This window comes from Chryseobacterium luteum, assembly GCF_000737785.1.
In the GTDB taxonomy this organism is placed as follows: domain Bacteria; phylum Bacteroidota; class Bacteroidia; order Flavobacteriales; family Weeksellaceae; genus Chryseobacterium; species Chryseobacterium luteum.
This window is the reverse complement of the sequence record NZ_JPRO01000024.1, coordinates 69,395-89,663: the sequence shown is the minus strand read 5'-3', so window position 1 is coordinate 89,663 and position 20,269 is coordinate 69,395. Positions and strand designations below refer to the sequence as shown.

Sequence of the window (20,269 nt, the reverse complement as noted above, 5' to 3'; positions counted from 1 at the left end):
TTTAAGGAGTTCGGCATCATTTAACATTCAACAAAATTATCACTTTTTATTTTTCTCCCCAACTTTTGAGATTGATCCTCAAGGGAACAATGTAAGTAAAATAACAGATTTGTAAATACTATTGTGAAAGATTGAAACTTCCTGTTCAAACGATAAAATTGAATGAATATAATAATAGAAAATTAAAATAACCAGGGATATTGATTATCCTGCGAAAAAACCGCAGCCTGTTTTAAAAATACAGCGTATATATTGTAAAGCGGGCATTTTATCAATGGGCTACTCCGCTTTCCTAGTTGTACCCTGGATACTTTTATCAAACTTACTTTATAGAAGTCGTTAATTGATTTTCACAGACTGCATTTAAAATAACTTCCTATGAATGATTTCGGCCTTTAAAGTCTTTTGCACTGCATACTTTTCACTCTTTTGTATGTATTTATGTTGGTCCCTTTGGATTTCATCACATAGCCTTTGTGGTGTAGTACTTGTCAATAGCTTCGGAATATCAATATAGATGTTGCCTGTCCAATTTTGAATGCATCTATAGAATTAAATTATGAAAGGAATCCTGGACAGTTTTTGACACTATAGTGAACAACAGCCTTATTGCCCTCCCGGAGATCCGAGATGTAATGATCGACCGTACTAAAAGATAAACCCCACCGCAATTGTGATGGGATCTATTTATTATTGATACAAAATTAATTTTTGCTCAACTGGATTCATTCTTTTTAAAAATCTTTCTATATAATGAATAAGTTTTGACTAATATATTTTGAAATTTTAGGTTTTTTATATAAGATGTGTTGTAAAAGCAAGTATTAATTCTTTTCCTTTTTGATAATTATTTTAATTCAGGAAAGGCGTTTGTACTTGATTCGACTGTTTTTATCCAACATTTACTTTTATCAAAATCTATGTGGTAGCTATAGGGTTCGAAGATATATTTCCCATTATGGGTATATGCTAAAATATAATCTGCATCATTTAAATCATAATGTGTTTTTAATATATTTACCGCACAATGTTCACTTTCAGGCTCATGTACTACGGCTTGATAAACTCTTCCTAAATATTCCATAACCGAATACTCATCATACCAATTTTTTCCTGCCCACCATTTTGTATTTAATGTTTCTATAAAATTTTTATATACGGATGAGTTTGTACCATCATATTGTCCTTCCTGCTCTACAACATTCCGATAGGTGTCTCCGAAAAATTTTTTTCCAATTTTCTTTCTATTATCTATTGAAGCCGAGATAATATATAACTCATAAATTGACGCTACAATAATTTTATCTTTCTGCTTTGCTTCTTTCTCTTTTTTATTCTCTATAATTTCTGCTTTTTCAGTTTTAAAATTACTTTCTGCTATAACCATTCTGAATTTATATCCAATATCTGAATCCAAATCAATACTATCTTCCCATATATTTTTATATTTAAATTTAATAAAATTATATTTTTCATCGGCAATTACTAAATAATTCCCTAAATAAATCTGGTTTTTAAATTTATCTTTATCTACTTTACCATCAAAGTAATTATATTTACCCATATCGTCTTTATACCAACCATCTTTAATACCTTTTTCTCCCTTAGAATTATTTTCTTTTTTCTCCTCTTTCTCAAATTCCAATTTAAAACTATTCGTTTCTGCCTGTATCTCATCACAATATAAAACTACTTTTGCTTTTTTTACTGTTGAAAATAAATCAAGTTTTGGAAACTTTAATTGTGTGCTAAAGCCAGTGTCATTAAATTGCAAAGGTATTGTTGCAATAGTATTTTGGGTAACCGTATCCATTAAATTCACAAACCCATTTCTACTTTTAAGGTATTTATGGTAAACAGAAACTGTTATTAGATAAAGTGCATCTTCTATTTTTGAAGAATTATATTTTATTGCCAATTCTTTTTTAGCTTCTACCACCGCCGCATTATCATAAAAATCATCAAACACAAAGTCTTGTTCCCGCCATTGTGCGAGTTGTTCTTTTGTAAACATTTATTTTTTTGTTTATTTAGTCCATATTAATCCTCTCTTGCTATCTGATAAAGCAAGAGAGAAATTAATTTGGATTGATTATTATTTTGTGGGTAATATAACTCCCATTTTATTATCATTAGCCTTCAGTGTATTGCTTGTATGTTCAACACAATCATTGCTGCATGGTAAACCTTCTCCAGCTACGGCAACCCCTTTTTCTTGAATTGCAATAAGACTTGTAGGCAATACAGTTTCCCATGTTTCTTCTACTACATATTCCTGTTCTTTCAGCTCTTCAACTATAGAAATGTATAACGGGTTTCCTAATACAGGCATTTGCCCGCCATTCCATATTTGTTTAAAAGCCATATAATGCATCACCGCATCTTCAAAGCCCGGTTTTACCGTAACCACTACTCTCGCCATTCCTGCCTGCATAAAGCTTCGGTAAATAGGATCATTGCTGTCATACTGATACAGATCTTTCCACTCCTCACGATTACCCCAATAAAATGGATAAAAATTATAGCTCATCAGGTTCCATTCAAAAGCCTGCTCCATAAATTTGGCAAAACTGGTATAATCATCCATATCCTGGCTCATTTTTACCTGATGATCTTTAAACGTAGCATCTTTGTTATACATCAATTGTCCAAATCTTGCTGAAAAATCCGGGTTTGCATCATCAATAAGATATGAAATACAGTTCTTTTTCAGTATCAGTTGTTCCGTCTGACGATAAAAGCCCGGGTTGCTTTCTAACATTGTGCCTGCTTTTTCTTTTATTGTTACTACACTTTCGTTATATAACCTTAACTGTTCTTCATAGCCTCTGATAATGGCATCATAAGCATTCTTTTTCCAGTTATTAATTGTCTCATCTGTTGGTACTGCTTTAACTGAAAAGGCAATATTAAAAGTAAGATAGTTGACCGATGAATAGCTGATTTCCATTTTTTCAGTATATCCATCCAGTGAATAAGCTGCAGGTGTTCCTGAAGGTTGAATATTAAAATTAGCTTCAGTGAAATCACCATTCCCCGTTCCCGGTTTCATCATTAGATTATAAGAACCAAAAGTAACTCCTATTGAATGCCCTCCACTATCACCATCAGATTTTGCATTGCATTTCAATGTTGCACTGTAAGTTTTATATCCTTTTGGAATAGCAATTTCTTTTGATCCTGCCTGCATTTCCGTGGTTGCATTCTCTATCGCACAAGAAAATGTTTTGTTTATGTAAATAGATTCCTCCGGGTAAACTTCTACCGTTGCTCCATATTGAGCTGCAAGATCATGATAAGTATGCTTCTCAATACTCAAAAAGTCATGATAATTGGTTGTCCTTGGATCTACCGGTTTTTGGATAGCGCTCATATTTTCAGTTCTTTCACCCACTTCCATTAGCCCTAATCGATGGAGTTTACTTGGCTGTGGCACCATAAACTCGTACATCAATCGTTTGCCGTAATTATATATCTGGTTTTTATAAGTAGCATTGATAAAGCGGTATACTCCTGAAATATGTTCGGCACTTCCTCTGTTGTCAAATATATGCGAATTAGTTTCAGTAAAGCTTTCGGTTGTTTTTTGTACAGTTTCCTGTCTTATTTTAGAAACAATTCGTTCCATTGCACGCTGTGTTAATTCCTTAGCCTGTGTTACGGCCTGTCTGTTGCTTTCTTCTTTAGATACATTTGTTGCATACGCAGCACCTGCATCCAATGTTGTATTTCCCCATGAAGAATGGACATCCACATGTGCATTGAATTCTTTCTGCTCCTTCAGCAGTTTTGCAATTTCAGTCTGCATCTCAAAACGTTCTGTTGTGGAAGTATCTGTCAGATTTTCGGTTTCCTGTTGGGTTTCCTGGGTAACCGTGTTTTCTTCAACCCTCTTCCTTTCAGTAGTTTTATTTCTAAACTCAGATGCCATTACATTTTCAATATGCGCCACTTCTCCTGCATCATAACAACAGATTTCTGATACTACTTTTTTATAATCAGCAATTCCTAACTGGCGGTAGCCAAAACCTTTTGTAATAGCATCATTAGTACCGTTTCCTGTGTTTTTTTCTACTAATGCCCCCGTTGAGCACGATGTGCTTTTAGAAAGTGTAAAGCCATCTACATCCAATATATAATAAACATTATTAGATGTTTTTATTTCTGCAGAAAAATCCACAACCGGATTCGCTGGATTTTGGGTATATCCGTTGTCATCAAAAAGCTTTATTGTCACAATACCATTGATTATTGACGATGTAAAAGCTGTATTGGTAACAAAAGTTCCGTCCTGTAATTTTAATTTATATAAAATTCCGGCAACATTCAGAGAAGGGTCTAAAATGTATAATCTAATTGCATATCTGTTTCCTGTAATTCCGTCTGAGCAAATTCTAAAGATATAATTATCTTCTGCGGAAGCATCTTTATTTACCGGGAAAACCATATCGCCAAAAGAAGCATACTGTTCTGAAAATTTTGTACTGCTTACAATGGTCTTATTGGCTGTTTTTATATTATCATTAATAGCTTCATAAATTTCTTCAAAAGTTTGTGCCTCTCTCAGATCAATTATTTCATCCAATACCGTTCTGCTATTTTCAGAAAGCTTTCCTTTTATAACATCCTGTTCTATTTCAATTGGATTGTCATATTGAAATTCTGGCAATTTCGGATACGGAACATCTATTAATTTCAAATTAGCCGGTGTATCCTTTTCAGCTGCAATTAATGCCCTTTTCGCATTATTATAGTCTCTCTGATAATCATCTAAAAGTGGTTTTATTTCAATCTGATAATTTCTTTGCGCAGTTTCATAATGATTTTGATTAACAGTACGTTGCTTTTTTTCTATTTTCAGTAATTCAGCTTTTGCATTTTCTAATCTTTCAAGATCAAATTTTGATTTTACAATATTCTGCACATCCTGTAATATTTTCGGATCCGAAAAATCATCTGATGCCACTCTTTGCATTGCTCCGGCTCCTGCCGTGGCCTGCTGAGATTCTTCAAAAACAGCTGCAGGCAATACTACTTTGGCATTAGCAAGTGTACAGATAACAGCTAATATATTTTGTTCTCCTGTTATCTTTTTGATTTGCTTTAAAAGATTTTGAAAGATTAGCATTTGTATTAGCCCATCTTTTACATAAAAGTTGTCGTTAGTTATAATTTTATAGAAAAGATTATCCCATAAATTTAATTCAACAGGGGGCGTTAATTCAATATATTCTTTCGCTTTTGTATAAATTTCACTGGCACTTGCCGTTGTTCTGTTTCTTGCAAGCCAGTCTGAAGCTGTAAAAAATGAAAGGTTACTTTTTTCTAAATCATTTTCAGTAGCAAATCCTGTAAATGATACGGCTTTTAACGCCTGCCATTTTGTTTGTGCTGCAGTTTTATTTTTTACGGCATCAAAAAATTTCCCGCTGTTTGTTTCTGCTATTTTTTTATTATCCTCGGGATGGAAAACAAACGAATGTTCTTGTTTCTCTTTTTTTGAACGTTCAGGGTTTCGTAAACTTACAAATCTGTAAAGTGTATTTTGATTTTTAATATCAGTCATTTTTTTAAGGTATTTAGTGATTTTGGTTATCTATTCATGGTATGAATGTTGTTCCAATTCATTTTGAGTATAGGGTCACCGGTTAAGATTTAAAGTCTCTTTTTATTAGATTTACTTCAGGTGGTAGTCATATTTTTTTAGGTGGTTTCCGGCAATTGATATCCACCTCGAGTTTTAATATCGAGTTTCATTTTCTGTGTTTTTCTGTAATGCAAATATCAATGCCGAAAGCGACAGAACTTGACGTGTTAAATTGAATTTTTATTTAATTACAAAATCTTTATATTATGAGTAAAGCAAGATTGAGCATACAAGTTTTTTTGACAAAATTTATTTATTCTATACTATTTTAAATTGATTTAAAATTAATCATGATATTCCCTTATTGTTAAATTTTCTAAAATTGAAATTGAAGATTCGAAGAAATCAATGGAAGATTAATTGGTTGTAATCCTGTAAAAGATGATCAAGCCACATTTATAATAGCAAAACTGATGTGTTGAGCTTTCATTATTTCATTTAGTGACTACCCCAAAACAATCCGTTTATAGAAAAACAAAAGCTGAAGTTTGTACTTCAGCTCTACTTTTACCTTAAATACGTTGTTAATTGCAGGGATAAATTCTGCTTTTGTATTTCCGCTTTGCATTAGAAAATTTGTTATCGCGGAAATATTGACTGCATTCATGCCGGAATAATCTCTTCCTTTGTTTTTGAGTTGCCAAAATATGTCCGGATCGCAATGCAACCTTATACATTAATTAAATATTTTGCATGAAAAGTCTAAAAATTAGTAATCTCATTCCTTTTGTTTTTTGTATTTAAGCATCGGAAAAGTGGAAATACTTAAAGTCCCTTTATCCCAAACAGGCCATTCTTTATAGTTTCTGATCTCTTAATAGTTTTCTTCATCATAAAATAAAACGCTCCAAAGTGGCAATGAGATTTCCTGTAATATGCATCGCGATTGGCGTATAGATTGATTTTGTATAATATTTCGCATAGCCAAATAATGATGCGTCCACAACGCTTTGCACAATGCATATGTTTGAAGACTGTGTATTTTGATAGGCAAAATTGTGAAGCAAAACAAAAAAGCAGGCCTGGAGTAAAATTGCAAGATGCAGATTAATGTTTTTCTTTAGCAATTTATTCAAAAGTAATCCTATAAATATAAATTCTTCGGCAATGGGCAGTAACCGTTGTGATGCCAAATTCTTTCCCCCGTTACCCGAACATTGCAAAACACGATTGACGTTTTGCTAGATAAAACGACACTTGACCACAATTTTATAAACGGCAAAATGGTTGTGTTAAAAAAAAGAAACACCCCAACAAATAGCACTAATAAATATAAGCGGTACAGTGCTAGATGAAAATAATGCACCCTTACCTGGCATTACCGTAACCATTAAAGATACAGACAGGGGCACGGCTACCAATAGCAGCGGAAAGTTCTATTTTAACGATGTTTCACATAATACCACCATTATGTTTCAGGGAGTTGGTTTCCCCAGCCAGGAAATGCAAGCGCAAAAGATTATGAATGTTAAGCTGGTGCAGCAAATATCTAACTTAGATGAAGTACAGGTAATAGCCTACGGAATATCCGTAAAAGCTCTAAGCGGTTTTAACACCGAAACAGGAAAATATAATTGGAGGTCAATATACTCCAGAATATCCAGTCATCATAAAATAGATTAATATTCTTCCAATGTTTTATTTAATTTTTTAATATAATCAGATGGTGTCATTTTAATCCTATCCCTAAATGCTTTAATGAATGTTGTAGAGCTTTTATATCCAATTTCTTCAGATATTGTCTGAATAGTAAATTTACGAAATATTCGATTTTTTTCTAGCTCCTTTAATAAGTAATTTATCCTAAGATCATTTACATACTCAGAAAAAGATATTCCTTTATGTTCATTTATTATTTTAGATAAGTAAGAAGTATTAGTATTAAGTTGTTTGGCAATACTGATAAGTTTAAAGTTATTAGAAAGGAATTCTTCTCTTGCTTCCAACAGTTCAAGACTTTTGAGGATACGATTAACCAATTCATTCTCTATTATGGCTAAATTTTTATTTTTTTCAAGAGTTAGGTGATTAATAGGTAAATTTTTTTTTTCCTCAATTTTCTTCTGAAATTCTAAAAAAATCTTCTTTTTTCTATTATTATAATAGTATTTGATATAAAAAATTGCACCGCCAAAGGTCAACGCTATAACAATTATTAATAGAAGGGTATTCCGTCTGTTCTTTCTTAACATTTCTTCAGAAATAGCTTTTATTTCTAGCTGTTCATGCACACCAAGAAAGCTATTTCCTGAAGTATCTTGAATATGTTTTTTACCTATTTCAGAGAGGCTTAATTTGGCAAATTTATATGCATTACTATTATCATTTATGCTTTCATAATTCATGCTCAACAAATGATATATTTTTAATTTGTTTTCGTATGTGCATTTTGAAGAAGTTTTTTCATTGTAAAGCTTATTAATATAATAGAACGCAGAATCATTTTTTTTAATGTAAGTATATATTTCTGCTTTTCCCAACCAAACAGTTTCTCGTGAGAAATTTTTATTCATAAATACTGAATCTCTTTCACATTTATTATAAAGCGATAATGAGCTTTTATATTGTTTCTTTAATAACTTGATATCTGCTTGTCTGCCTATAAATAAAGCCTTAGAGTATGATGAGAAGTTTGAAAGCACTTTCATTATTTTATAAGCATTTTCATAACTATGTTGTGCTGAATCTAATAATTGTTTATCCCCAATATCTTTGTACCATTTTATAAATGTATCTCCTTTCGTATTAAAAGTTGCCGCAATTTCTTCTTTTTTAACAAAGCTTCTGTATAAAGTATTTTTTGTATCAAATCGAATATCCTTTAAATGGGTATTTAAGAGTTCAATCCCTTTTCTGTAATTTCCTAGCTCGGTATAAGCAACAGCAAAAAATATTATTTGCTTTTTTTTATAACTTAGGTTCATTCCTTGCGAAAAAAGATTTAAATATTGTAACCCTTGTGAAATGTTACCTAATCTTTTTTCAATATAAAATAACCTTGTTATAGCAATATGCTTTAGTCCTTGATAATGCTCAGGGAGTTCATTTTTGTTACTTTGTATTTGACTTAGTGTAGATAAAACAGCCTTTTTTGCATCAATATATTTCCCTTCTTTGTATAGTACAGAGGCAGAATCCAATTTAATCAAAAAATGATAATGTAATTTATACTTGGAAATTCTTTTGAATTTTAAATTTTCATTATTCAGTTTGAAATGCACCAAATCCCATTGATCTTTTTTAATTAAGCTATCTATTTCTATTGACTCTTTTTTATTAAATGAATTTTGAGAAAATATTTTTATAGATATAAAAAAATAGATAATTAGTATCTTTTTTACTGGGATCATTTGCGTTTGTTAAGATTTCACAAATTTAATTTAAAATTAAAGAGATAAAGAGAAAAAATACTGATAAAAAAATAGATGTTCAAATTCAATGGATATAGTATTTTTCAATATAAATTGATCTTCAGATTTATAAATCTGAAGAGTCTTTTCTATTATGAAACTTTATATTTAAGTGATTCTTCATCAATAGTTTAAACAAAATAGACAGAAATGTCTCTTTTGCTTTTACTCTCCTTAAATTGATTTCAACAATTGTGTTCTATAAATAAATTTAATCCTCAAACCGGACACTTAACAGTAACATACGAGTAGTGGTAGACAAATCCAAAGGTGTCTTGAAAAATATAAAACCAATACAGTCTATCTGCCGCCTGATGTTATCAATTCTTATATAGGAAAGAACTTTTCTACTTAATTAACATGTAACAATCTGCTTAATAAATTTTTAATGAATCAACATTTATAAATTTATACCAACAGATTTATAAATCTGTAATACCTTTTCTTTTTTTATGATTTAGACTTGTTCATATTTGCTACAACAAAAACACAGATGTTTATTTCATTTAAAGAATCTAGTGTCCCATATGTTAGGCAAATTCTAGTATTAAATTTATTTGTAATTGATTTAAATATCTATACAAACAACATACAATGAAAACAATATTATTACTAATCATTATTTTACTTAAATCCTTTTTCTGTTTATCTCAGAATAAAAGATTTTTATAAATATTTATATGGCAAAATGACTCTAAAAATCTAATGAACAAAGAAACACATTTAATGATTCTTGATATTGAAAAACCAGTTGAGCTTCCCAAAAAAAAGACAATGGATTTCGTCTCAATATTATGACATCAATGATAATCTAATTTTTGACGATGAGTATATTAAAGATAGAAAAAAAAGGAGAAAGCCGAAAATCCTTAAAAGAGTAGGTAAAATTAAATAAATTTCAACTAATGAAAACAATGAATTTAAAATCAATTCAAGAGTGTCTATCTCGAAATGAACTGAAAAGTATTAAGGGAGGAATTGAAGGAGGCAAATGCAAGAAAATTGGAAGCTCGTGTGATTCTGGTGGACAGTGTTGCTCTGGCTCATGCGGAGGAGGAGAAAACCCTGTTTGTTGTCAGAAGACTCCAGCATAGGCTGGTTAACTTAAAATTTATGTAAACAAGATTACCATTGTAATTTTGTTTACATTTTTAGCAATACTGATTGTTGAGGGAGAGATGAAATTTGTAAAAAAGACAATATTTAAATAAAAATAATGAAGCATTATAAAATATTAATTCTAATTCTGTTGTTGATGCCATTTTTATTGATTTCACAAACAAAAAAAAACATATATGAAATATATGGGCATATAAATTTAGATAGCGGACAAATTTATTTAATTCATTATAATAATTCTGAAAAACGTATTGTAGATAGTTCAAAAATTACAAATAATACATTTCATTTCAAGGGAAATGTAAGCGGTTACAGTAAGCGTTTTTATATAAAACTAAATCCTAAAGAAAAGCAAAATGGTGATAGTCTAAATGCGGTTCAAATTGAGACAGACCCTTCTAAAATTCAACTTTATTTGACATTAGGTAGTTTTTCCAATTATAAAATTACAAATTGTAAATCATGCGATGAACTTAAAATCTTTAATAAGAAAATAAAACTGGCTGAGTATAATCTTCTGTTTAACAGCCAGCAAAAAACATCAGATACATTACAAAAAATAAAACTTGAAAAAGAATTACAAAAATATAAAGCTTCTTTTGTTAAAGAAAAAATAAAGTATATAAAATCATATCCCAATTCTAATATTAGTTCGTATTTATTATTTAGCATTGAAGATGAATTTTCAATAAATGAATTAAGTAAATACCGTGATTTATACAAGCGTCTATCTGAAATACAAAAAAATAGTTATTATGGAAAACTAGTCAAGCAAATAGTTGATGATAATGACAACACTAATAATACGATTGGGACTAAAGGATATGATTTTGTATCAATAGATAAATCGGGTAATAAAATGTCATTAAAAGATTTGACATCAAATTCATACATCTTGCTAGACATGTGGGCAAGTTGGTGTATCCCTTGTAGAGAGGAAATACCATTTTTAAACACCTTGTTAAATACATATCATTCCAAAGGTTTCAACATTGTGGGTATTTCTGACGATCATAATATTAACGCTTGGGAAAAAGCAATTAAAAAAGATAAAACCCAAGATTGGATACATATTGACTTTGACTCAAAATTAATTGATGGTAATACTTACGATCGCAAAATAATTACATCTGAATATAGTGTAAGTAGTTTCCCAACATCCATACTTATTGATAAATCAGGAATTATAATTGGAAGGTACGATGCAGGTATGGAAGAAGAATTAGAAAACAAATTAAAATCAATTTTTAAATAAAAATGAGAAAATTAAAATGTATTTCACAAGAATATCAAGTATGGGGGATAAATAAATTTTGGACTAAAGATATATGTGATTTTGTTGTAAAAGAATTTGAAACACAATATAATACTACAAATTTATCTAATGAAGAAAAAATAGATTATGATGATGCTCTTTTAAAAAACCTTGCTGAAAGAAATAGTAAAAGATTAAATCTTGAAAGTACAGAACTATCAGATTTAATTTGGAGTAATTTAGATTTTTCAGTGTTAAAACTTGAAGGACATTTACCAATAGGGATAAATAAATCATTTAGACTTTATAAATATTTTATAAATGATGAGTTTATAGAACATATTGATATGAGTACCATCATATCTGATGATGTTAGGACTTTTTACTCAATACTAATCTATCTAAATGATGATTTTACAGGTGGTAATACAAAATTTAATGATTTTGAAATAAAGCCAACATTAGGTAGTATAGTTACATTCCCTCATAATCAACTTCATTCTGGTGAAAAAATTACATCAGGTATAAAGTATGTTCTTAGAGGCGATGTGATATTTAAAAAGAACCCCTAAAAATTCAATTCTATGATCGAAAAAAATAATTTAAATGCTGTTTTTCAGTATCTTAAAAACATAACTATTGCTGTTGACAAAGCAGAATTTGAGTATCAGTTTTCATCACATCCTGATTATCCCAGTTTATTGGCGGTAAGCGATACTTTGCGCTTTTTTAAAGTCAATAATATGGCCTTTAAAATTAGCAATGAACAAATACAAGAGTTGCCTACTAATTTTATTGCTTTAGTGAAAAATGAAAAAAATGGAGAGCAATTTTCTTTCGTACAAAAAACAAAAGCATCTTTAGAAGTTGATAATAAGAATGAAACTTTGGAGAATTTCACAAAGAATTTTCAAAACATTGTATTATTAGCAGAAAAAGAAGAAGATTTTAAAGAGACTAGTTCAAAAAATTATTTGTTAAAATATGCGTTATTAGCAATTTCTGCCACATTATTATTTATTACAGTCTGTAGCTACTCCCTCTCTTTTGGAAAGAGCTGGGGTGAGGTTTCATTGCTTTTAATTACAACTTTGATAGGACTTTATTTTTCCATCGAAACTTTTCGACAAATACTGGGTTTAAAAGAAGGACTTGCATCCAAATTTTGTAATGTAAGCCATGGAACAAGTTGTGAAAATGTACTTACTTCTAAAAAATGGAAACTTTTTGAGAAAGTAAATTTAAGTGATATAAGCATTGTATTTTTTGCCTCGCAAACTGCATTACTTATCGTTTTTGCATTGCTCAACCAATTTTCTAATTTCCTGTTTTTTGCTTCTTTTTTCTTGCTTCCTATCATTCCTATCAGCTTTTTATCTATTTACTATCAATGGAAAGTAGAAAAAAATTGGTGTCCGTTGTGTTTAGCTATAATTGCAGTTTTATATTTAGAAATGTTTGTAGTTTACGGTAATTTGCTTTACAACTATAAATTAATTGACGCAGGGGCATTTAACTCTTTAAAAGTATTGGTATCCGATGGTCGTGGTGGTTTATATCTATTATTAATCTCTGTTATTCTACTTTTTACATCTTTTTGGGTGTTAATAAAGTCCATATTCCTTAAAAACAAAGAATTAAAAAAGCAGAATGTGGAAAATTTACGTTTTAAAAGAAATTACAAACTTTTTAAATCTCAATTATTAGAAAGTAAAAAAATAGATTTTCCTATCACTAACTACTCAATTATCTTAGGAAATAAAGAAGCAGACACTACTATTCAAATCATCACAAGTCCATTTTGCGGACATTGTAAAGAAGCACATAAAATTTTACAATCTATATACTCACAACATCATAAAAACAGTAAAATCCAAATAATTTTCGCTGTAAACAAAAATGATATAAATCTAAATCTGTATAGAAACCTGCACACTATTTACCTTGAAAAAGGAGATTATGAATTTGAAAAAGAAATGAATCTCTTGTTTGAAGATAAAACCTATGCTCAAAATTTTATAAAAAATTATAGATCTACCAAACAGGAAACAGCAATTGATGAAACCTTACAAACTCAAAATGAATTTTGTGATATATACGATTTTAATTTTACCCCTAATATTTTTATAAACGGTTATCAATATCCTGAATTATATGAACGTCAGGAATTAGAATTTTTTATTTCTGAAGTAATAGAAGAAGCATAATTTAATCAAAGAATTCCTCGAGTGCTCTGCCTCGGGGTTAAAAGAGGAAAAGTTTGAAAAACGCATGGTTTTTCAAAATAATAAAAACTGTAGCTTTGGTTTTATGGACGATCATATTCTGAAAAGACATAATAAAACCTTACTGCTTTACCATATTGTTTTTTCTGTGAAATACATTAATTTGGGTATTACTGAGGAAGTTGAGGCTGGATTAAAAGAAATATGTACTAAATTATCTCATCGCTATTAAATTCATTTTTTAGAAATTGATTATGAAGAGAACCATGTTCATTTTTTGATACAAAGTGTACCGGTAAACTCCCTGTTTTTCAGACAAATTAAAATTATTAAATTTAGTTTGTTAAACATTATACAAAATGTTTTAATACTAATAATTCCCATGTAGTTTATAAAGAGGCTGCCCGTATAATTCATGAAAAGCTATTAGATTTAATACTATGAAAAGGATATGATGAAGCGACAGGAACGCATTTCAATAGGATCTTTGATAATGGATCTTAATTTATTACTGTTTTTTTTAAGTTTGGCATTGAAATCCCTTATCAGGTGTACCATTTCTCTTGTAAACATTGAACCTATTTAAGGGTTTGTTAGATTAAGCTAGTTTGTCTAAAAAAGTTAAAATAGATATGAGGTGTTCGACTGTGATACCTTCAAACCCGCTGGTAGGGTCTTCACTAAGAAGACTCTCTTTTTTTTCGTATATCAACAAATCCCTTCTCTTGGATCAATCTCAAAACTTGCGAGCATTGTGTTTTCTAAATCAATGGCTTCCCAACGATTTTGTATCCTGATTTCCTGCAATGCTTCTATGGCGAGTTTTTGAATGTGAAATCTATCCACAACCTGTGTCGCATTGGGGAAACATCTTTTGGCAATCAACTTCATAGAACCTACCATGTCGAGTGTCATTTCTTTTTACTTTCAGTCTGGATTTTCTAGCGATTTTTAAAAGGTTTTCTATCACCGTATCGCTCTTGGTTCCTTTAATGATAGCAACCATACTTCCTTTTGCATTTTTGGAAGTGAGCACGGTGTACAATTCGTCATCAGAAAGGGCAACTTCATCCAAAAAAAGCTGGGTTGAGAGGTTTTCAGGATAGAGAATCCAATCTTCAGCATGCGGTTTTTGCCTCCAATCTCTAAAATTGCTAATGTTTTGTTTGTACTGTTTTTGGAGTTTTTGGCACTAAAGTTCAATGAAATTTCTAATACGGAACTTTGTACAAATATTTCATAAAAGTACTTAAGCTTTTTAAGCTCATACTGCGGAAGCATTTACACCAAACTCTTTCTTGAAAACCTTGATAGCAAATATATTGCGTGTTATTTAACCAAGAATTACTAATCTTATTCTTGTGTTCCACAAACGAATGTGAAAATGGATTTATTATTGATGGAAAAATCCATATTTGAAATAACTTTAGCTTCTATCTTCTCGTATCGGTAAATAATTTCATCCGAGTGATAATCAAATTTCAATCTGTTTTCAGCCCCAGGTTCATATCTTTTGCTTCCTTTTAATTGTAACACTCCTTCTTCTTTAGTGCCGATTTCTTTGTAATTACTGATGTTAATTCCAGTTTCTTCGAATATGTTATACGCAGGATTGCAATAATAATATTTTCCCTCTGGGTAAGCTCTTTCATACATAGACATTACCATATCTTTTGTCTGCAATATTTTTTTTGTAAGTGGTTTCTTTGCGATTTTTTCACCATTGGCAGCGAATGAAATCGAGTTAAAATCATCAGCTACTTTTGCTACAATTGGTTCGTATAAAATTGGATTATCTTCAAAATCAAATCGGAATGCCACGAAATCTCTAACACCTTTTGGAAGTTCAAATTTGTATAATTGAGGGTCATTTTTATCTGCGAAATAAATTTCTTTACAATCCTCTCCGTTATCATAAAAACTGGGCCAATCCACACAATTTGCGTCTGCATTAAATACTCTGCGCATCACTTTTGGCGGATTATTGTTTTCTGATAAATTTACCAGACCATTGTCTTCAAATCCTTGAAACATAATAGTATTACCGTACAATCTCGTACCCACTTGTCTGCCATATAAAGCAAATTTTTGTTTTGGATGATGTTTAATCAGCGTAATAATATTCCCATTTACTTCAACAGTGCCGAATACAACAGCGTTTACTCCTCCTGCCATAAAAGTATTGTCGTCAAAAATGTAAAGACCATTATCGTATTCTCCAGCAATATTTTTTGTATTCTGTCCATTACTACAGTTTGAAAAGAGAGTACATTGCACAACACATAAAATGTAAAATATAAATCTAATTTTTCTAGTCATTTTTTTATTTAATATTTTTTTTTCAAAATATGTCTACTAACGTTTTGGTGGTTAGGTTAAAGCACAAAGTTGACAGTACTACTATTGTTTAATTGAAAAATTTCCGTTGAGTTTCGCACTTCAGCCCGTCTGATGTAATACCTTTTTGTATGCTATTCTTTTTCAGATCATTAGTAATCCGCCATCAACAACATACTGACTCCCTGTTACATAACTTGCTTCGTCAGATAATAAAAATACTGCTACTGCCGCGGCTTCTTCCGGATTTCCAACACGTTTTAATAATACAACTTCAGCAAGTTCTTCTTCAAATTGTTGGCGTAAATCATTAGGAAGTGCTGAACGAAGATTACTCGAAATTGGTCCTGGTACCAAGGAATTTACTCTGATTTTTCGTGGTGCGAGTTCCGTAGCCCAACAACGGGCAGCTGCTAAAATCGCCGCTTTACTTGCTGAATATAATGACACAGAAGATTGCCCTTCGTAAACGGCACTTGATGAAGTTACCAAAACAGAACCTCCGTCTTTAATATGTTTGGATAAAACACCCATTTGTAACATTGGCGAAACGACATTTACACGAAACATTTTCTCTATTGTTTCTTTGTTCATTTCATCTAAATTTCCTCCAATTGCATAAGCTGCATTTAACCAAAGTCCGTCAAGTTTTCCAATTTTTTCCACGGCAGAAGTAAGTCGGTTTGGCGATTCTTCATCTTCGGCATTATCGTCTATGATTATTGCATTTTTGCCTAATTTTTCGGCAGCAATTTTTAGGTGTTTTTCCGTCCGTCCTGTTATTAAAACTTTTGCACCTTCTTTTATCAGTCTTTCTGCTCCTGCCAATCCAATTCCACTTGTTCCTCCTGTAATTAGGATTGTTTTATTTTCAAATCTATTCATTTTATTTTTATTATGAAGGTGTTCTAAATAAGCACATAACGTTTTGGGGCTCAGTCTGGCCCCACTATTGCCAAACCCTTGTTATGTATTCGTTTTTTTAATTCGGGTCAAAATCGTAGAGCCATTTATTCAAATCACTTTTTATGTCGACTTCACTTTTTTGAGAAAGAATAAAATACCAATCCGTTATTGCTTCTCTGTCTTCTGTATCAAGTTCTGCTTTTTTTAGTTTTTTCAAACTTGATAGTAGTTGTGCTTTTATTTGTGTTTTGTCTGTGTTTTTTTCACAAAACTCAACATCTTGAATAATTGTTTTAGTATAATTCTCAAAATTTTGTTGCGTAATCATATCCTCTGTTAGCAACATTTTGAACCTACTTGAAACCTGTTGTTTAATTTCAGAATAACTTAGTTCTTTCGGTTTTGTGCATTTCTTTTGATAAATGTCGGAAAGTTGTTTGTCTATTCCGAGTTTTTTAATTCTGTCAATTCCGCCATAAATATTAAGGATTGCAAGATTACTTTCATTGCTTTTGTTGCAATATTTCAACATTCCTTCTGTCAATATTTTCTTTAGTTCGTCGTCGGAAATTGCCGTATCATTTTTAATACTATTAACTGTCGAAATAATATCGTCATATTCAGATGAAGAAATATCTGAATAAATTTTAGTTTGTTTTTGTTTGTTGATTTGCGAAATTAGGTCTGCTATTTTTTCGCTATCATTTTGATAGTTATCAAACCAATTATTCATTACATTATTTAGTTGCGTTTGTATCGCATAGTCTTCTTGTTTCATAGGGAACTGGCGCATTGCAATTTGGCTTGTAATATTACCATAAGTAGACATAATCATTAAAAATATAGATTGATTAACCTTGATATTCTCGAAACTCTTGGTGGTTTCAAAGAACATTTTTTCCAATCCTGCAAAATCAATATCCTGATGTTTTAAATAATAATCTAAATCCGAATTGAGCCTTTCGTGGATTTGTTTAGATTCACTTTGAGTGATTGTTTTTTCGTTTTCTAACTTTTTCAAATCTTCATTAAGCTTTGTTCTGTTTAGATTAATGATTTCTTCTGTTTGATTTTTCATATATGTACAAGAATTAAAAAAGGTAAGTAGAAAAAAGAAAATGGGTTTTAGTATAGATTTTACTGGAAATATTTTCATTTAAATTTGTCAGGATTTTGTTTCTTGAGTGCTGTTTTTGTAAAATGATGCACAACTTTTGGATTAGCGTAACTTTTTCGTTTGTAGTTACTTGTAAATATTTATATCTTTTTGTGCTTTTTAAGAGCTTAGAAATAATTTGGAATAAGTAAGTGTTCTCAAGACTTTGTGTTTTTAGTTAGTATTTGTTGTTGGCGTTGTTTTAGTAAAAGTTAAGTTATTTATTAACTACACACTTATATATCTATAGCATCAATAAATATAGCAATCTTTCCAAATAAAAAAAGTAATTTCGTGAAAATCATATCTTCTCAAGTAAAATCACCAGCGACACACATGCATACCAGTTCTTTCCTCAAATGTTTCAGTGCTTTGGTAATATTTCCTCCACTCTTTTTATCGATATCCCCATTTCGTAAGCAATATCTTAACTGCTCTGTTGAATTGCCCGCTCAATATAAATACTGACCATGCTAATTTTAATTTAGCCAAATTCATTGATATATGTGAGATATTCAAAGCACCTCTGAAATACACACAACAATGAACGAATTTAGCTTCCCACAATCTTCTTACGGTGTACAATTCCCCAATCTGTAAGGTTGCTGATAATGGTTTGTAGCGTATCGCCATGTTCTGTAAGTTCATACTGAACGCTGATGGGCTGTGTATCCAAAACCGTTCGTTTAATTAACTGGTTTATCTCCAATTCCTTTAATTCTTTGCTCAGCATTCTGTTGGAAATCCCTTCTATGTCATTCAGTATATCAGAAAACCGTCTTTTTCCATAACAGCAAATGGAGGTAATAATAGCAATCTTCCATTTCCCGTTCAGCACGTCCATTGAATCCTGGACGGCTCTCATTCTCTTCTTTTGTTCCTGTTTAAACTCTTCAATTTTACATCCCATTGTTACTTAGTTATCTCTATGTTACTGTTATTTTTCAGCATAAAGTTACTAAAAGTAACTTACACCATCTAACTTTGTCGCTCAATCTTAAAAAAAAGAAATAATGAGTAAATTGAAAAACAAGGTTGCCGTGATTACAGGTGGTAATAGCGGTATCGGATTTGGTATTGCCCAGGAATTTAAAAGTGAAGGTGCTAAAGGAGCTATTGTCGGCAGAAATCCGGAAACTCTAGCCAATGCTGTGGCTCAACTTGGAGATGATTTTATAGCCATAAATGCAGATGTAACCAACCCCGCCGATCTTGAAAGAGTGTTTAAGGAAACAGCCGAAAAATTTGGCAAAATAGACGTGATTGTAGCCAATGCGGGTGGTGGAACCGTAGGAACTGTGGCAACTATTGGTGAAGCAGAATATGACAAGACAATGGATTTAAACCTTAAAAGTGTTTACTTCACGGTTCATAAAGCACTGCCCCATATGAATGATGGCGGCTCTATTATTCTTATCGGCTCAAATGCAGCACATCGGGCATATTCGTCATTTACGTTGTATGGTGCTGCAAAAGCAGCGGTTATCTTTTTTGCAAAAGCATTTTCAAGCGATCTTTTAGATCGAAAAATCAGAGCAAATGTAATAACACCAGGTACAACAGATACACCAGCTTTTGACAAGTTTGTACCTGCAGAACAAATTGAAGCTGTAAAAACACACTATGCAGGAGTAATGCCGACAGGCAGAATTGGGCAGCCTTCTGATATTGGTAAAACAGCGGTTTTCTTAGCTTCTGATGATTCTTCGTTTATGCTTGGTGCTGAACTTCTTGTTGATGGTGGTATGACTTATTTAGCTAAATAAGTGTAGTTAAAGAGATAACGCAAAACGGTATAAATTTCTAATATATCCCTATTTCTTTTTGGAAACAGGGATTTTAATATCAAGGAAAGAATGTGAGCAAATAACAGATTTGCAAATACTATTCTGACATTGAAACTTCCTGTTCAAACGATAATTGAATGAACATATCCCGCGAAAAAAATACAGTGGTAGTTATTTAATATTTCTTGGATTTGTCACATTCTTACTCTTCTGTGAAGTTAAACTGAAAACTTGTTTTTCTACCAAGAAAATCAAGCTGTTAGTTTGTGAACTTTGCAGTTTCGCCCAACTAACGCAAAACCCGTGTTAGTAGCTGTTTACCTTTTTAAATTCTCGTCAAAAAAATGGTACAATCTCAAATATTTTTTTGCTTTAAAAATGTCTTTGTTTGTTACAAAAAGTCTTAAAACACGTCATCTTTAGTTTT

Annotated in this window: 14 protein-coding genes; 5 read left to right on the top strand and 9 right to left on the bottom strand. The window is 31.1% G+C overall.

Translation table 11 applies throughout. The features are described 5' to 3' along the window. Positions 1-847: 847 nt before the first annotated feature. The 3 genes from IX38_RS19465 to IX38_RS23535 all read right to left on the bottom strand — a co-directional run bounded on the left by IX38_RS19465 (position 848) and on the right by IX38_RS23535 (position 6,780). The gene (locus tag IX38_RS19465; protein WP_034707617.1) at positions 848-2,014 is read right to left on the bottom strand and encodes a hypothetical protein; all 1,167 of its coding nucleotides are present in this window, start codon (positions 2,012-2,014) and stop codon (positions 848-850) included. An 81-nt stretch (positions 2,015-2,095) separates the two neighbouring features. Next, positions 2,096-5,566: a hypothetical protein gene (locus IX38_RS22155; protein WP_051884928.1), complete on the bottom strand. Its 3,471-nt coding sequence runs from the start codon at positions 5,564-5,566 to the stop codon at positions 2,096-2,098. A 911-nt stretch (positions 5,567-6,477) separates the two neighbouring features. Next, complete coding sequence (locus tag IX38_RS23535) at positions 6,478-6,780, bottom strand: CPBP family intramembrane glutamic endopeptidase (protein WP_034707615.1); 303 nt, start codon at positions 6,778-6,780, stop codon at positions 6,478-6,480. Positions 6,781-6,931: 151 nt separating this feature from the next. Here IX38_RS23535 and IX38_RS22475 point away from each other — a divergent pair, with 151 nt between their 5' ends. Further along, positions 6,932-7,270: a carboxypeptidase-like regulatory domain-containing protein gene (locus IX38_RS22475; RefSeq protein WP_165570752.1), complete on the top strand. Its 339-nt coding sequence runs from the start codon at positions 6,932-6,934 to the stop codon at positions 7,268-7,270. Here IX38_RS22475 and IX38_RS19440 read toward each other — a convergent pair. After that, positions 7,267-8,997 (bottom strand): helix-turn-helix domain-containing protein, encoded by a 1,731-nt coding sequence (locus IX38_RS19440; RefSeq protein ID WP_034707613.1) that lies wholly within the window; start codon positions 8,995-8,997, stop codon positions 7,267-7,269. The two genes, IX38_RS22475 and IX38_RS19440, sit on opposite strands and share 4 nt — an antisense overlap. A gap of 1,276 nt (positions 8,998-10,273) precedes the next feature. Here IX38_RS19440 and IX38_RS19435 point away from each other — a divergent pair. From IX38_RS19435 to IX38_RS19425, 3 genes are read left to right on the top strand one after another with little or no spacing between them, the layout of a single operon-like run. Further along, complete coding sequence (locus tag IX38_RS19435) at positions 10,274-11,431, top strand: TlpA disulfide reductase family protein (protein WP_034707612.1); 1,158 nt, start codon at positions 10,274-10,276, stop codon at positions 11,429-11,431. A gap of 2 nt (positions 11,432-11,433) precedes the next feature. Then, positions 11,434-12,003: a 2OG-Fe(II) oxygenase gene (locus IX38_RS22150; RefSeq protein ID WP_051884926.1), complete on the top strand. Its 570-nt coding sequence runs from the start codon at positions 11,434-11,436 to the stop codon at positions 12,001-12,003. 12 nt (positions 12,004-12,015) lie between these two features. Then, positions 12,016-13,638: a vitamin K epoxide reductase family protein gene (locus IX38_RS19425; RefSeq protein WP_034707611.1), complete on the top strand. Its 1,623-nt coding sequence runs from the start codon at positions 12,016-12,018 to the stop codon at positions 13,636-13,638. A 726-nt stretch (positions 13,639-14,364) separates the two neighbouring features. Here IX38_RS19425 and IX38_RS23270 read toward each other — a convergent pair. The 5 genes from IX38_RS23270 to IX38_RS19395 form a co-directional block, all read right to left on the bottom strand. After that, the gene (locus tag IX38_RS23270) at positions 14,365-14,571 is read right to left on the bottom strand and encodes a transposase (protein WP_051884922.1); all 207 of its coding nucleotides are present in this window, start codon (positions 14,569-14,571) and stop codon (positions 14,365-14,367) included. Between the two features lie 438 nt (positions 14,572-15,009). Continuing rightward, positions 15,010-15,975: a hypothetical protein gene (locus IX38_RS19410; protein ID WP_034707610.1), complete on the bottom strand. Its 966-nt coding sequence runs from the start codon at positions 15,973-15,975 to the stop codon at positions 15,010-15,012. Between the two features lie 162 nt (positions 15,976-16,137). Continuing rightward, positions 16,138-16,878: an SDR family NAD(P)-dependent oxidoreductase gene (locus tag IX38_RS19405; protein WP_034707609.1), complete on the bottom strand. Its 741-nt coding sequence runs from the start codon at positions 16,876-16,878 to the stop codon at positions 16,138-16,140. 97 nt (positions 16,879-16,975) lie between these two features. Beyond that, positions 16,976-17,977, bottom strand: coding sequence for a DUF4844 domain-containing protein (locus IX38_RS19400; RefSeq protein ID WP_034707608.1), 1,002 nt, complete (start codon positions 17,975-17,977; stop codon positions 16,976-16,978). A 631-nt stretch (positions 17,978-18,608) separates the two neighbouring features. Next, positions 18,609-18,965 (bottom strand): winged helix-turn-helix transcriptional regulator, encoded by a 357-nt coding sequence (locus IX38_RS19395; protein ID WP_034707607.1) that lies wholly within the window; start codon positions 18,963-18,965, stop codon positions 18,609-18,611. A 103-nt stretch (positions 18,966-19,068) separates the two neighbouring features. On the opposite strand from IX38_RS19395, the gene IX38_RS19390 reads away from it, so the two are divergent. Further along, entirely contained in the window at positions 19,069-19,821 is a 753-nt protein-coding gene (locus IX38_RS19390) for an SDR family NAD(P)-dependent oxidoreductase (RefSeq protein WP_034707606.1), read from the top strand. Positions 19,822-20,269 lie beyond the last annotated feature (448 nt).